The organism is Enterobacter sp. 6722112, from assembly GCF_058661685.1.
On sequence record NZ_JBZWGR010000007.1, the window covers coordinates 2,155,909 to 2,168,315 of the forward strand.

General features: G+C 53.0%; 11 protein-coding genes and 1 pseudogene. 3 read left to right on the plus strand and 9 right to left on the minus strand.

The features are described 5' to 3' along the window. Positions 1 to 56: 56 nt before the first annotated feature. From AC4OVU_RS11820 to AC4OVU_RS11840, 5 genes and pseudogenes are all read right to left on the minus strand, one after another. The gene (locus tag AC4OVU_RS11820) at positions 57 to 545 is read right to left on the minus strand and encodes a hypothetical protein (protein WP_033486893.1); all 489 of its coding nucleotides are present in this window, start codon (positions 543 to 545) and stop codon (positions 57 to 59) included. Positions 546 to 573: 28 nt separating this feature from the next. Next, on the minus strand, positions 574 to 1,152 hold the full coding sequence (locus tag AC4OVU_RS11825; protein WP_369701586.1) for a VasL domain-containing protein: 579 nt from the start codon (positions 1,150 to 1,152) through the stop codon (positions 574 to 576). An 80-nt stretch (positions 1,153 to 1,232) separates the two neighbouring features. Then, positions 1,233 to 1,526, minus strand: a pseudogene (locus AC4OVU_RS11830) (type VI secretion system baseplate subunit TssG); the annotation flags it as partial. A gap of 379 nt (positions 1,527 to 1,905) precedes the next feature. After that, complete coding sequence (gene tssB / locus AC4OVU_RS11835) at positions 1,906 to 2,397, minus strand: type VI secretion system contractile sheath small subunit (protein WP_003856899.1); 492 nt, start codon at positions 2,395 to 2,397, stop codon at positions 1,906 to 1,908. A gap of 612 nt (positions 2,398 to 3,009) precedes the next feature. Beyond that, the gene (locus AC4OVU_RS11840; protein WP_110292560.1) at positions 3,010 to 4,626 is read right to left on the minus strand and encodes a peptide ABC transporter substrate-binding protein; all 1,617 of its coding nucleotides are present in this window, start codon (positions 4,624 to 4,626) and stop codon (positions 3,010 to 3,012) included. A gap of 183 nt (positions 4,627 to 4,809) precedes the next feature. Between AC4OVU_RS11840 and mpaA the strand changes: the two genes are divergently transcribed. Further along, positions 4,810 to 5,523: a murein tripeptide amidase MpaA gene (mpaA, locus tag AC4OVU_RS11845; RefSeq protein WP_017382234.1), complete on the plus strand. Its 714-nt coding sequence runs from the start codon at positions 4,810 to 4,812 to the stop codon at positions 5,521 to 5,523. Here mpaA and ycjG read toward each other — a convergent pair. Then, positions 5,514 to 6,479 (minus strand): L-Ala-D/L-Glu epimerase, encoded by a 966-nt coding sequence (gene ycjG, locus AC4OVU_RS11850; protein WP_017693343.1) that lies wholly within the window; start codon positions 6,477 to 6,479, stop codon positions 5,514 to 5,516. The genes mpaA and ycjG overlap by 10 nt on opposite strands. 106 nt (positions 6,480 to 6,585) lie before the next feature. Here ycjG and tpx point away from each other — a divergent pair, with 106 nt between their 5' ends. Continuing rightward, positions 6,586 to 7,092, plus strand: a complete 507-nt coding sequence (tpx, locus tag AC4OVU_RS11855; protein WP_063157712.1) for a thiol peroxidase — start codon at positions 6,586 to 6,588, stop codon at positions 7,090 to 7,092. 34 nt (positions 7,093 to 7,126) lie between these two features. On the opposite strand, the gene tyrR is transcribed toward tpx, so the two are convergent. The 3 genes from tyrR to AC4OVU_RS11870 form a co-directional block, all read right to left on the minus strand. Next, the gene (tyrR, locus tag AC4OVU_RS11860) at positions 7,127 to 8,668 is read right to left on the minus strand and encodes a transcriptional regulator TyrR (protein ID WP_491928689.1); all 1,542 of its coding nucleotides are present in this window, start codon (positions 8,666 to 8,668) and stop codon (positions 7,127 to 7,129) included. A gap of 111 nt (positions 8,669 to 8,779) precedes the next feature. After that, entirely contained in the window at positions 8,780 to 9,832 is a 1,053-nt protein-coding gene (locus AC4OVU_RS11865; RefSeq protein WP_023296694.1) for a YcjF family protein, read from the minus strand. Further along, positions 9,829 to 11,226, minus strand: a complete 1,398-nt coding sequence (locus tag AC4OVU_RS11870) for a YcjX family GTP-binding protein (protein WP_491928690.1) — start codon at positions 11,224 to 11,226, stop codon at positions 9,829 to 9,831. Before AC4OVU_RS11870 ends, AC4OVU_RS11865 begins: the two co-directional genes overlap by 4 nt. Before the next feature lie 155 nt (positions 11,227 to 11,381). Here AC4OVU_RS11870 and AC4OVU_RS11875 point away from each other — a divergent pair, with 155 nt between their 5' ends. Continuing rightward, positions 11,382 to 12,392: a LacI family DNA-binding transcriptional regulator gene (locus tag AC4OVU_RS11875; protein WP_032653773.1), complete on the plus strand. Its 1,011-nt coding sequence runs from the start codon at positions 11,382 to 11,384 to the stop codon at positions 12,390 to 12,392. The last annotated feature ends 15 nt before the right edge of the window (positions 12,393 to 12,407 follow it).

Consider the following 12,407-nt stretch of genomic DNA (forward strand, 5'->3'; position numbering starts at 1 on the left):
GTGCTTAATAAGTTAACGTAGTTAATACGCTCCCCTCCCGTTAGAGTGGCTTACGTTCAGGCCAGATAGTCGATAGTCTGGAAAAAGCAGTCCTCATTCATGAGAATATTCTCTTTTGCACTTTGATGCCCGCGACGAATATACCAGCCTGTATCAGGCGCCATGCTTAAATGGAATATCCTCGCCCCCGACAGACTATCGGGGACATTAATACTCATCGTCACACACCCCTTCTCCGGCCCCCTGATCACCTGTTCTGGCATAATGGTGACGCTGCGATCCCCATTTTGCAAAATGATCGTCGTAATGGCATAACGACATATACCGCTACTGAGGCTGTAGCCAACCGTACTTAAATCGGTGATATGTTTTTTAGATAAAAATATTTCAATACCAGAACCTTCAAACCATGTGATGATTTGCTGCGCAAGATCCTCCATCCTCTCACAAAACGCCCTGACTTCGGCCTCAGCCGTATTAACATAGATTGGTTTGTCCCCGATATTCTGTTGCACTTTCTTAAAAAAACGCTCTCTTGCTGACATGTCAACTCCGTGTTTTTCGCCAGTCTCATTATTCTTTTTGGTGCTTCAGCAAGGCATAGCTGGCAATCAACTGCTGAAGATGCTGTTCGGCCTGGTTTAGCTGCGCTGCTGACACGGGTTGCCCGGCAGGTAAAATGGAAAGCAGACGAAGCTGCTCCTCAAGCGGAACGGTATGGCTGAAGGACTGCGACATGGCAAACACGGCTGATTTCAGTTCGCTGACCGTCATGTACTTCCCCTTCTGTTCATCCAGCGCGTTTAGCCTGTTCGTCAACTGCTGTAACTGCGTCATTCCCTGATGCCAGCCATTCAGCTCTGACTCTGCAAGTCCGGCAACGCTAATCTGCTTGTGCCACTGTTGCGCCAGGGGTTTGGCCTCTTCAGGCCACAGCGTCAGCGCCTGCTGCACCAGACGGTCGCCGTAGCTTACTGCCCAGTCTGGTTTCAGGTGTAAAAGCTGCGCTAACAGCTGCTGTGTCTTGCTGATCCCCGGTTCAGGTGGCGGTGACGTTTGTTGCAGCGCCTGCAACTGTGCTGTAGAGAGTCCATCAGGTAAAGGAGTCAGGGACGCGGCCAGCTGAGTTTGTACTGAATCTGGCGCATGCATCGTCTGCCATCCCACTGCGACAATGCTGGCTGCCACCAGCATGAACAACATACCCGCAGCAAATGGCTTCCACTGCTTCGCGGGTAAGAGTATTTACGCCAGATACGGTAAAACTGCGTCAGAATGCGATGGCTGAAAATATCCAGAAAACCCTGTAGTGCGTCATGCCCTTCCCGACGCTGAGCGATGTCATCGAGATACGCCATCGGCAGGGGTGAGTCGACACCGTACATTCCCATAAAGGTCGTGCGGATACGTGGTGGCCGGCTGTCATCATCCTCATCATACTCCACGGCTTTCAGCTCACTGGCCGGAAATCCCATGCCCGGATGCGGGGCAAAGCGTACCGGGTCATCGCCCGGGTGACTGGTCGACTCCACCTTCTGGAACTCCTGGTGATGCATTACGGCATCCAGCTGACGACTAATCTGGAAATCCAGCTCAGCGATATGGTGGTCAATCAGCGTTTTGTCGAGCTTCTCCACCGGCTGACCGGATTTGCGGATGCAGTCCATAAACACCTGCATCGCCGCCGTCAGGCGTTCACCCGCCGGAGCGTCAGAAAGCGCGGCGTCATCCAGAAACGCATTGATATCCCCCAGGCTGGAGGCCGGGGTCAGGTTGATTTTTTCAAACAGGGAGGCGTAAACGCCCTCTTTTTCCAGTACGGTGGTCTGCCCCTGCGCGGAGGCGGTTTCAGTATTCACAGACATCAGCATATTCCCGGTTAATCCATTAAATTACACATGCCGCTTATTTCGGGGCCAGTGCACTCATTTCGTCGCGTAATTCCTGAGACAGCGCCGGGTCTTTAAGAATTTTCTCGAGTTCTTTTCTGAAAGTGGCGTTATCAAGGAGATTGGATTTGAGGTCGCGTAATAAATTACGCATGGCCAGCATGGCGCGGAGCTGGGGGATCTGGCGGGCAACCTGTTCAGGTTCGAAATCCTTAATATCGGAGAAATTCAGTTTTATGCTTTCTTCCGAACCATCCCCGGCCATTGTGTTAGGAACCGTCAGATTCACTTCCGGGTTAAATTCCGAAAGTACGCTGTTGAAGTTATTTTTATTGACGTTAATTTTCTCCCTTTCCGATAATGGGCGATTCTCTTTTCCATTACTGAAATCACCGACGGTGAGGAGTTTAAGCGGCAGTTCGATTTTCTTCTGCGCGCCACCTGTATGCAGAGCCAGCTTTAAGTTTATGCGTGCCTTGGGCACCTCATTCTGGAATGAATCGGCCATAGCAGTCCCTTTCTTTAAAAGAAATAAATGTTAAGTGAGTGACGTTTCTTTACAAAACCATATTAGAGCAAAAGCCCATTTAAAATCAACTTATCAGATCAAAGATCTACCATTAGACTTTTCTTAAGAATATTCCACTAAATTATTATACTCATAAATGCCATAGATACATGACACACAGTAAAAATTAACTATTTATTCACATTAATTTGGCAGAAATGACTGCTTTGATTGGAAATATTGAACTTATTGTTCCATGAGGTTGAATAATTGATTTACATCAATGCATTTATTAACGCGTCCCTTAACAGCGCAGAGAAATAAGGTTTTAATTCAATAAATGGCCTGAATATGAAAAATCCTGTATCGGACAAATTTAATCTTAAAAAAAGTAATGACTACACTGCTACTGGAATGGCGAAAAAATGACTACGCGTTTTTCGATAAACGGGAGGAAGAATCTCTCTGAAGATATTCATCATGACAAGAGTGATGGGCTGATATGAAGGGAATATTCGGAAATAACCAGGCTGTAAAACAATCAACCCTGAGAGCGGGCGCTTATGCGGTTAATGGATGTTAACCATAATCACGTAGCGCCCTGAGCTCTTTTTAGTGCTTTTCAATATACATTGTACGGCTGTACGCAACATCCTCTGGGTTATTTATCGGATAACCTTTAACCCATGGCTTGATGAGACGGCCATTGGTGTACTGATAAATAGGGGCAATCGGTGCTTTCTCGGTGAGGATCTTCTCGGCCATGTTGTAGTCGGCATTACGCGCTTTTTCAGTAGTTTCGAGCGTCGCCTGATGAATAATCTTATCGTAAGCAGGATCGTTGAATCGTGAGATATTCCCGCTATGGGAGGATGTCAGCAGCGACAGGAATGTTGACGGCTCATTGTAGTCCCCTACCCACGATGCACGGATGACGTCAAAATTCCCGGTATTGCGGCTGTCGATGTAGGTTTTCCACTCCTGATTCTGCAACTTAACGTCAACACCCAGATTTTTCTTCCACATGGATGCGACGGCAATCGCAATTTTCTGATGGTTTTCAGACGTGTTGTACAGCAGCGTTAATTTTAGCGGCCGCTGAGGGCCATAGCCTGCCGCCTGCAACAACGTTTTCGCCTGCGCATTCAGCTCCTGCTGCGTCATCTGCTCAAATGGCGAGGCTTCCGGCGTAAAACCCGCAGTGACATCGGGAGTAAAATGCCAGGCCGGTTTCTCACCGGTCCCCAGGACTTTCTCCGCCATAATACGTCTGTCGATAGTCATGCTGAGCGCGAGACGTACGCGGGCATCCGCGGTTGGGCCTTTTTGCGTGTTAAACGCGTAGTAATAGGTCCCAAGCTGTGGCGGTGTATATACCTGACCCGGAATATCTTTAAGCAGCTTCTGGTACATGTTTTTCGGAAACGATTCTGTAATATCGATATCGCCCGCCAGATAGCGTTTGGTCGCTGAGGACTCCTGGTTGATTGGCACAAAGGTGACTTTTTTAAGCACCGTCCTGGCGTTATCCCAGTAATGAGAATTTGGCTCAACCACCAGTTTTTCATTCACCACGCGATCTTTCAGCACATACGCACCGTTGCCAATGAGCGCGCCAGGGCGCGTCCATTCCTTACCGCTTTCCACATTGGCCTTTTGAACAGGATAAAACGCGAAGTTAGCCGTCAGATTGCTGAACCAGGGCAGCGGTTTGTCCAGCTGCACGCGCAACGTTTTAGCATCCACCGCCGTCATGCCGAGGGTATCCGGAGCAGCTTTGCCGTCGATAATGGCCTGGGCATTGTTAATGCCCGCCAGCGCCGCAAACCAGGCGAAAGGTGACGTTGTTTTAGGATCAACCAGACGACGCCAGCTATAGACAAAATCTTGTGCCGTCACCGGGGTTCCGTCAGACCACTTAGCGTTATCCCGCAACGTGAACGTCCAGACGCGGTTGTCATTGCTCTGCCAGCGCGTCGCCACGCCGGGAACTAACTCCCCTTTTTCGTTCTGATTTACCAGCCCTTCATAGAGGTCGCGGATCACCTGTATCTCGGGCAACCCCACCGCTTTTGCCGGATCGAGCGAAGCGGGCTCATCTTTAATATGTCGAACCAGCTCCTGCTTTTGCGCCAGAACCGTTCCTTCGGGAACCTCCGCGGCATATGAAAGTGAAGAAAGCCCGCACAGCCACAGCGCAGTACAAAGAAGCGAAACAGGATGCTTCATACGATCCCCTTAATGATGTCAGGTAACAGGCAGATGCGTAATTATTTGTTTCGAAACGGAGAAATGCAAATGCTTCCTCCGGAAAGTTGATGTCAGGCAATTTTCCACACACACGGAAACTATTTGATTAAGCGCGGCTTTTGCACAACACTGCCAGAAGTGACTTTATCATCAGGGTTTACTATGGCAACTACCCGACCAAGAACGGAACGCGGCGCCTTCCCGCCCGGGACTGAACATTATGGACGCTCGTTTTTAGGCGCGCCGCTGATCTGGTTTCCGGCACCCGAGGCCGATCGCAATAGCGGCTTAATCATTGCGGGCACGCATGGCGATGAAAACTCGTCTGTCGTGACGCTCTCGTGCGCGCTACGTACGCTGGCCCCCGATTTACGACGTCATCATGTGATTTTGACCGTCAATCCGGACGGTTGTCAGCTTGGATTACGGGCGAATGCACGCGGCGTTGACCTGAACAGGAACTTCCCGGCGGCAAACTGGCGCGCCGGTGAAACGGTGTATCGCTGGAACAGTTCGGCGCAGGAGCGAGATGTTGTCCTGCTCACGGGAGACAAACCCGGTTCCGAACCGGAGACTCAGGCATTGTGCCAGCTTATTCATAAGATCCACCCGGCCTGGGTTGTCTCTTTCCACGATCCCCTCGCCTGTATTGAAGATCCTCGTAATACGGCGCTCGGGCAGTGGCTGGCGGATGCGTTTGCTCTACCTCTGGTGAGCAGCGTTGGCTATGAAACACCCGGGTCGTTTGGCAGCTGGTGCGCAGACCTCAGCCTTCACTGTATCACCGCAGAGTTTCCGCCCATCTCCTCGGATGAAGCGAGCGAAAAATACCTGCGGGCGATGACAGATCTCCTGCGCTGGCAGCCTCAAAGATGAAGTACGCCGGAGGTAAAATTCAGGGCGGGTGATACGTCAACCGCCAGCCAGGTTGGGCCGTCCAGATCGGCAAAACGCACGCTGTTCACCAGCGGGAGCGCAGCGCCGATCGCTCTGGACGTGCACAACATGCAGCCCAGCATCAGAGCAAAGCCTTGCGCCTGCGCATCTTGTGCCAGTGCCAGGGCCTCGGTTAATCCACCTGTTTTATCCAGCTTAATGTTCACCATCTCGTAGCGTCCCTTGAGAGCTGACAGGCTCTCACGGGTATGACAGCTTTCATCTGCACAGACGGGAAGCGGATGAATAAAATTCGCCAGGGCGGCATCGTCTTCTGCCGGGAGGGGTTGCTCCAGCATGGCAACGCCCAGATCGGCAAGCAGCTGACAACGGGCTGCCAGCCCTTCGCTATGCCATGATTCGTTCGCATCGACGATAAGAGTGGCATCAGGCACCGCCGCACGAATGGCGACCATGCGTTCGCTAATCAGACGATCGTCGAGCTTCACCTTTAATAATGTTGCACCGGTGGCATACAGCGCCTGAGCGCTGGCGGCCATTTGCTCTGGTTCACCGATGACCACCGTTTGCGCGGTGACGATCGATTGCGGCAGCGTAACGTCCAGCAGCGCAGGCAGCGGTTTTTGTTGTTTCGCCGCTTCCAGACTCCAGAGTGCGCAGTCAATCGCGTTGCGTGCCGCGCCGGCCGGCAACCGAAGCTGAAGAGCCTCGCGCGTCAGACCCGCCTGCAACTCGGGCACCACCGTCATAATTTGCGCCATGACTGACGCCAGGCTTTCTCCGTAGCGAGGATAAGGGGTACATTCCCCGACGCCTTTTACGCCGTCCTCTTCACATTCAACCACGACCACACAGGCCTCATTACGGCTGCCACGCGAGATCACAAACGGGGTGTGCAATGGCCAGGCTTCTTCATAGACCTTAACGCTTCTCATCACTGACTCCTTGCAGGCCGGAAAGGCAGAAAATTGGTTTGCCGTGCTAACTGCGGATGACATACACTAGCCACGACGTTAACTATTTGTAAACAGGAAGATATCTATGTCACAACTCGTTCATTTCCAGGGCAACCCGGTTGCTGTTGCAGGTTCCATCCCACAGTCTGGCAGCAAAGCACAGCCTTTTACTCTGGTGGCTAAAGATCTGTCTGACGTCACGCTGAGCCAGTTTGCTGGCAAACGTAAAGTCCTGAACATTTTCCCAAGCATCGATACTGGCGTTTGCGCTGCATCAGTGCGTAAATTCAACCAGCTGGCGACCGAAATGAACAACACCGTAGTGCTGTGCATTTCTGCTGACCTGCCATTTGCCCAGTCCCGCTTCTGCGGCGCTGAAGGCCTGAGCAACGTCATCACCCTTTCCACTCTGCGCAGCCCGGATTTCCTGGAAAAATTCGGTGTTGCCATTTCCGAAGGCGCGCTGAAAGGTCTGGCTGCTCGTGCGGTACTGGTGATCGACGAAAACGACAACGTTGTTTTCAGTGAGCTGGTTAACGAAATCACTACCGAACCGGATTACACCGCTGCACTTGAAGCGCTTAAAGCCTAATCGTAAAAAAGCCTCTGCAAAGAGGCTTTTTTATTTATTCGTCACCCTTCTTCTGATTTAACCCATACTCGCGCAGCTTATTTGCAATCGCGGTATGTGACACCCCAAGACGTTTAGCCAGCTTGCGCGTGCTCGGATAGCTGCGATAAAGCTGCGTTAACACCGAACGCTCGAAACGGCTGGTGATGTCATCCAGCGAGCCTTCCATTGCCTCTTCGCCTACCGAGACCGTCCCGGCATCGTAATCCGGCAACAGAATATCCTGAGGGCGCAGTTCATACCCTTCAAGCTGAGTTAATGCGCGATAGACCGCATTTTTAAGCTGACGAATATTGCCCGGCCAGCCGTAACGCGTCAGCACGGTGCCCAGGTCGGCAGAGAGCTTCGGACGCGGCACGCCCTGCTCGTCGGCAAAACGGGCCACGAACAGTTCTGTCAACGGCATGATGTCCTGCTGGCAATCGCGCAGCGGCGGAATATTGAGCGTCAGAACGTTGAGACGATAGTAGAGATCTTCGCGGAATACCCCTTTCTGCACCAGCTCCACCAGGTTTTTCTGGGTGACGCAGATGACGCGCACATCCACGTGTACTTCATGATCTTCCCCCACACGGCGGAACGTGCCGTCATTGAGAAAACGCAGCAGTTTCGCCTGCATGCGTGGCGACATTTCGCCAATCTCGTCCAGCAACACCGAGCCGCCGTTCGCCTGCTCAAAGAAGCCTTTTTTGCCTTCCGGCGCATGCCCGAACAGCTCACTTTCCACCGCATCTTCAGGAATAGAGGCGCAGTTCAGCGCCAGATACGGTTTTGCCGCACGCGGGCTGGCCATGTGCACAGCATGCGCCAGCAGATCTTTCCCCGTACCGGTATCCCCGGTAATCAGCAGCGGCGCCGTAAGATTTGCCAGCTTGCGCGCCTGGTCGATTACATGACGCATCTTCGGGCTCACCGCAATAATCTGGCTGAATGCGCCGACGTCCTGGCTGGAAAGATTCTGTAACTGGCGTCCCATGCGCACCGTGGAGCGCAGCATGATCACCGCGCCGGTGAGCACCCGCGCGGCATTTTCCCCTTTCAGGTAGACCGGCGTGATCTCCATCAGGAAATTCTGTCCGTTGATAACGACATGCTCGCTATGGGTATTTTGCGGGTTGCTGTCCAGCCAGCGCTGGAAATTAAAACCGGTAATCAGTTGCGTGGCGTGGTGCCCGATAAGTTTTTCCTGAGTCTGCGCAAACAGCTGGCAGCTGGCCTGGTTAACGCGCTCGACTTTATTTTTCAGATCGAGAGAGAGAAACGGCTCCGGCATTGCTTCCAGCAGCGCGCTCAGCGCAAGATGTTCCCGCTCGGACGGCATCCAGGGGATGGTGCGTACATCCGTAACGCCAGCGATACGGCGGATTTCCGCCATCAGGCTACTGAAGGTATTAAATTCAATTTCGGCAAAATTGAGGTAAATTCGCCCGACAGGGTCGATCTCTATGCCACGTAAATCAATGCTACGTAAAACAAGAAGATCGAGTAACTCGCGGGTCAGACCGAGACGGTCCTCACAAAAGACTTCCAGACGCATGGGAAATTCACCGTTTAAGCCAATAACAGTAAAATGATATGTCAGATAACGGTATTCGGGAAGGTGGCTGTCAACAAATATTGACAGCCCGCACGATTAGTAAACAAAACCTCACTGAGCAGGTTTTTTATTGAGCGTCTCTTTAAGCTGGCCAATCAATTCGCGACGGAAATCCCCCAGCCGCGGCTTATCGCCATCGATCCAGGGGAGTGGACGACAAACTTCCATCGCTTTGATGCCCAGGCGTGCCGTCAGCAGACCGGCACCAATCCCCTGCGCCGCCCGGGCAGAGAGACGCGCCGCAAGATCCTGCGACATCCAGTCCATCCCGACCTCCCGTACCAGTTCGCTTGCCCCGGCGAAGGCGATATTCAGCAATACCAGTTTGAACAGGCGCAGCCGGCTGTAATAGCCAAGCTCGATGCCATACAGTCTGGCGATGCGGTTGATCAGGCGCAGGTTGCGCCAGGCGATAAAGGCCATGTCCACCATCGCCAGCGGACTGACGGCGATCATCAGGGTAGATTCCGCCGCCGAGCGGCTGATCTCACGACGAGCCTGCGCATCCAGCACCGGCTGAACAATGTGGGCATAGAGCGTGACCACTTCCTGGTCATTCTGGGTTTCGTGGATCGCCGCATACCAGCGCTGAAGCGCCGGGTGAGAGTGATCAATCCCGGCCTGAGCCGCAAGCTTTTCACAAAAAGCACGCCCTTTTCCTGTGCCGTGACTGTGCAGCAGATCCCGCGCTTCATCGCGTTCGTGGGCACGCTGACGCAAACGCCAGAGGCGACGCCACTCGGTGACGACTGAGCCAACGCCCGCACCAACAATCAACGCCCCGGCGGCGCATCCCCCCAGCGCCACCCAGTCCTGCGTTTGCCAGGCATTGACACCCCACTGCACGCCCTGACCGATTACGCTCACACCAAAAAGGGCTAACCCGGCGGTCACCATCTTGCGCCACAGGCTGCGTTTCGGGCGCAGTGCCGCATCAACCACCGCTTCCGCCTGCCCCTCTTCAGCCAACGGCTCGTCTGCCAGCACGGGAGCAAAGTTGTCGGCCTGCGGCCCGCTGAAGGTTTGCGCCGTTTTAAACGCCTCATGCGGGGACTGCTCAAGCTGGCCGGTAAAATCAATGCGTGGTTTTAACGGTTCCGTCATCGCAATTTATCTCCAATTAAAAACTCCAGCGCGGCATCCAGACGGATATGCGGCAATGGCTGGTCAACGTTCATACTCTGCGGACGGAAGGCTTCGAACTGAAAACCCTGGCTTTGCCAGAAAGCCTGGCCCGGCAGACGCGCCGGGACTTCCCCCGGATAGACCGTGAGCGGCTCACCGTCGCTGAGACGGTTGCCCCGCAGGGCTGGAATTTTCTCGCCATTCAGGTCAATCAACCCACTCTGCGTAGCCTGTACGGACGCCAGCCCCAGACAGTCCATGCTGATCCCTTCGAAGGCCGCATTCTGCCAGGCATCCTGCACCAGCTGTTGCAGCAGGGATACCATGTTGGCGTGCTGATCGACCGTCACATGGTCAGCTTTTGTGGCGGCAAACAGCAGCTTGTCGATGACCGGCGAGAACAAACGGCGAAACAGCGTACGCTGGCCATAATGAAAGCTTTGCATCAGCTGCGTAAGCGCCAGCCGCATATCATTAAACGCCTGCGGCCCGCTGTTAAGCGGTTGCAGGCAGTCCACCAGTACGATCTGGCGGTCAAAGCGTAAAAAGTGATTTTTATAAAAGCCCTTAACCACCTTTTCACAGTAATAATTGTATCGCTCGCGGAGCATACCGGCGTTGGTGGTCTTCTCCGCCTGCGCCAGTTTCGATTCGCCGATGCTGTCAACGTCCGGCCACGGGAAAAACTGTAGCGCGGGAGCACCGGCTAAATCGCCCGGCAGAACAAAACGGCCCGGCTGAATAAAATGCAACCCCTCCTGCTTGCACTGATGCAGGTAATCCGTCCAGGCTTCGGCTATGACGGCCAGACGGTTTTCATCCGCCGGTGCCAGCGGATCCAGTCCTTCGCAAAGCTGGCGCCATTTGGTCGACCACTCTGCCCGCTGCCCCTGCAACAGACCGGTCATCTGTCGGGACCAGCTCAGGTAATCCTGCGCCAGCATCGGTAAATCGAGCAGCCATTCTCCCGGGTAATCCACAATTTCGAGATAGAGCGTGGACGTTTCTTTGAAGTGACGCATCAGGGATTCATTCGAGCGGAAACGAAGCGCAAGACGGATTTCGCTCACGCCACGCGTCGGGGTGGGCCAGGCGGGAGGCTCCCCATATAACTGCGCCAGACCTTCATCATAGGTGAAACGGGGTATGCCAAAATCACGTTGCGGTACGCGTTTCACCCCAAGCAACCGCTCCTCGCGCACTGCGCTAAGCAGTGGCAGGCGCGCCCCTGCATGCAGGTTCAACAGCTGATTGACCATCGCCGTAATGAATGCTGTCTTACCGCTGCGGCTCAGCCCCGTCACGGCAAGACGCAGATGGCGATCAACGCCACGGTTCACCAGAGAATTGAATTCGTTTTTAAGTCGCTTCATCGCCGTCCTTCATTGCCTGGAACCCTGAAAAAAGTCACTTCAGAATACAGTAAATTGGGGCAGATCGTTGATTATCAATTCTTAATTATTGCTATTGCCGTTTTCTCTCCAGTAAGATGGGCGCAATTGCTGTCCGTCTGGAGTGAGTAAGGTGTATGTCACCCACCATCTATGATATTGCCCGCGTTGCTGGCGTTTCGAAATCAACCGTGTCGCGCGTTCTGAATAAACAAACGAATATTTCTCCTGAAGCGCGCGAAAAGGTGTTGAAGGCGATAGAAGAATTAAATTATCAACCGAATAAACTTGCCCGCGCACTCACCTCTTCTGGCTTCGACGCCATTATGGTTATTTCGACCCGTTCAACCAAAACCACCGCAGGCAATCCGTTTTTCTCTGATGTACTACATGCCATTACGGCAAAAGCAGAAGAAGAGGGTTTTGATGTTATTTTACAAACGTCCAAAAGCAGCGAAGATGATCTGCAAAAATGCGTGGGTAAAATAAAGCAGAAGATGATCAAGGGGATCATCATGCTAAGCTCGCCGGCGAACGAGTCTTTTTTCGAGACGCTGGACGAATATGGCGTGCCCGTGGTCGTTATTGGTAAAGTGGAAGGTAATTACCAGAATATCTATTCTGTCGACACGGATAATTTCCGCGACAGCGCCATATTAACCGACTCATTTATCAAACATGGTCGAACTAAAATTGCCTGCCTGCATGCCCCGCTCGATTATCACGTTTCTATCGATCGCCTGGCGGGCTATAAATCGAGCCTTGAGAAGCAGGGTATTGCGATTAACCCGGACTGGGTTATTGATGGCGGGTATACCCATGAAAGCGCGCTTCAGGCGGCCTGTCAGCTACTCTCTTCAGACAACCCGCCCGATGCGGTTTTTGCGACAGACAGTATGAAATTGCTGAGTCTTTATCGTGCCGCGGATGCGCTAAACCTGACGATCCCGGAACAGGTCGCAATGGCAGGATACAGCGACCCAATGCTATCTCTCATTTTAACCCCTGCGCCTGGCGGCTTTGATATCCCCACCAGAAAGCTGGGCGAAGAGAGCTGCGATGTGTTGTTCAGGTGCATAGCGGGTAAACCTGCCCCGCATAAGATATTGGTTGAAACGCATTTTTCAGATGCGGCTTCATTACGTTAAAAACCAGGGGCAAAC

Bases quoted from the DNA above. Each gene is read 5' to 3' on its own strand.
- AC4OVU_RS11870 (WP_491928690.1), bottom strand. From the start codon at position 11,226: ATGAAGCGACTTAAAAACGAATTCAATTCTCTGGTGAACCGTGGCGTT.
- AC4OVU_RS11840 (WP_110292560.1), bottom strand. From the start codon at position 4,626: ATGAAGCATCCTGTTTCGCTTCTTTGTACTGCGCTGTGGCTGTGCGGG.
- ycjG (WP_017693343.1), bottom strand. From the start codon at position 6,479: ATGAGAAGCGTTAAGGTCTATGAAGAAGCCTGGCCATTGCACACCCCG.
- tyrR (WP_491928689.1), bottom strand. From the start codon at position 8,668: ATGCGTCTGGAAGTCTTTTGTGAGGACCGTCTCGGTCTGACCCGCGAG.
- AC4OVU_RS11820 (WP_033486893.1), bottom strand. From the start codon at position 545: ATGTCAGCAAGAGAGCGTTTTTTTAAGAAAGTGCAACAGAATATCGGG.
- tpx (WP_063157712.1), top strand. From the start codon at position 6,586: ATGTCACAACTCGTTCATTTCCAGGGCAACCCGGTTGCTGTTGCAGGT.
- AC4OVU_RS11865 (WP_023296694.1), bottom strand. From the start codon at position 9,832: ATGACGGAACCGTTAAAACCACGCATTGATTTTACCGGCCAGCTTGAG.
- mpaA (WP_017382234.1), top strand. From the start codon at position 4,810: ATGGCAACTACCCGACCAAGAACGGAACGCGGCGCCTTCCCGCCCGGG.
- AC4OVU_RS11825 (WP_369701586.1), bottom strand. From the start codon at position 1,152: ATGCATGCGCCAGATTCAGTACAAACTCAGCTGGCCGCGTCCCTGACT.
- AC4OVU_RS11875 (WP_032653773.1), top strand. From the start codon at position 11,382: ATGTCACCCACCATCTATGATATTGCCCGCGTTGCTGGCGTTTCGAAA.
- tssB (WP_003856899.1), bottom strand. From the start codon at position 2,397: ATGGCCGATTCATTCCAGAATGAGGTGCCCAAGGCACGCATAAACTTA.